Origin of the sequence: Brachybacterium sp. Marseille-Q7125, from assembly GCF_023062615.1 — a bacterium.
Lineage (GTDB): Bacteria > Actinomycetota > Actinomycetes > Actinomycetales > Dermabacteraceae > Brachybacterium.
Genome location: NZ_JALLAL010000121.1, coordinates 1 through 1,357, shown reverse-complemented (window position 1 = coordinate 1,357; position 1,357 = coordinate 1). Strand labels below are relative to the sequence as shown.

Annotated in this window: 1 protein-coding gene and 1 rRNA gene; both read right to left on the bottom strand. The window is 65.0% G+C overall.

What is annotated here, in order from left to right; all coding sequences use genetic code 11:
* Window positions 1–230 precede the first annotated feature (230 nt).
* Window positions 231–680 carry a hypothetical protein gene (locus tag MU407_RS13975; protein WP_246958398.1) on the bottom strand — a complete coding sequence of 150 codons (450 nt, stop codon included), beginning with the start codon at window positions 678–680 and terminating at the stop codon, window positions 231–233.
* Window positions 681–1,236: 556 nt separating this feature from the next.
* Window positions 1,237–1,353: ribosomal RNA gene (gene rrf, locus MU407_RS13970) — 5S ribosomal RNA — on the bottom strand.
* Window positions 1,354–1,357 lie beyond the last annotated feature (4 nt).

Here is a 1,357-nt window from a genome sequence, read left to right as displayed (position 1 = left end):
CCGACCACGATCTGCGGATCCACCCGACGTTCCTTCGAATACCCGACCTTACGCAGAGCATCCTCGTTCTCCGCCTCGAAATACAGGGTCGTCACGTCATACAGCACCAGCGAGACATCACCACTGGAGGACGCGTGAGTGAAGCAGGCGGAAGCGATCTGGTCGCGGGTGGCCTGGGTGATACCGGCCAGGTGGCGCTGCAGAGTCTTGTAGGAGAACGGTTCTGCCCCTCACTCGGCCAGAACGCGCAGGGACTCAACCTTGCTGGCCGGCTCGATCAACCGCGCAATGACCAGATCACGGAACACTCGATCGCCCACAACATCGAACCCCAGACGGATATACGCGCTGGCCAGCACGTCATAGACGAGCCTGGAGGTGCTGGAGAGCACCCGCCCGGACGGCGCCACCACCGGCCGTGCAGCAAGCCCAGAAGTCTGGGTGCGGCCGCTCCAGTCCGCGACATCCTCCACACGCGTGACCGCCCGCGGCACCTGCAGTCCCAGGCTCATCTGCTCACCCTGGAGGACCTGCTCGGCCCGCTCCAGCAGTAGCCCGAGCTCCGCATCGGTATGCGCAGACCCCACATGCTCGAGCACCTCGAGACGACCCCGGGATTTCTGCACGACCTGCACCGCCACCGCGCCCGAAGCCGTCCTCACCTTCCGCACGTAGGCCATAGAGCAACGCTACCCGTTAGTGCCCCACCCCACCCCCAAAACCACCCATCACCCCAGGTCACAGCCCCGCCAGACAGCCAACCCCAACTCGATGACCTAAGTCAGGTCCTGAACCGGTACCCACCTCCGCCTATCCGCGCGCCTCGCTCTCGCTGAACGGTCCCTGCCCCTCACCACTTACCTCGGCGTAGTGCGGGTCTCGGCGGCATATACGGGCTCGGGCCCGCGGTACTCCGGGGTAGATGGTGGATCATGCTCAAGCGTGGCCGGGAAAGGCGAGTCCACCACGTGCCCGGGGCGTGCCCTGGCGCATGCAGCGTGCGCGACGCAAGATGCGGTGCCGACGCTGCTGCCTGGCATCGTGAAGCTGCCGCCCGTCCCTCTGAGACCGCCGCTCGTCACTGTGAAACTGGGACCGCCTGGGTGAAACTCCTGCCTGTCACGGAGCATCTGCTGCGGACAAGTGTTTTCGGGCATGAGAAAGGGAGCGGGTCCGCGACGCTCCCACCATTGTGCTGGTGGGGGTCTGCGTGACCCGCTCCCTCTTTCTGAAGATGTCCGGCGGCGACCTACTCTCCCACACCCTCCCGAGTGCAGTACCATCGGCGCGATCAAGCTTAGCTTCCGGGTTCGGAATGGAGCCGGGCGTTTCCTCGACACTATGACCGCCGTAACAC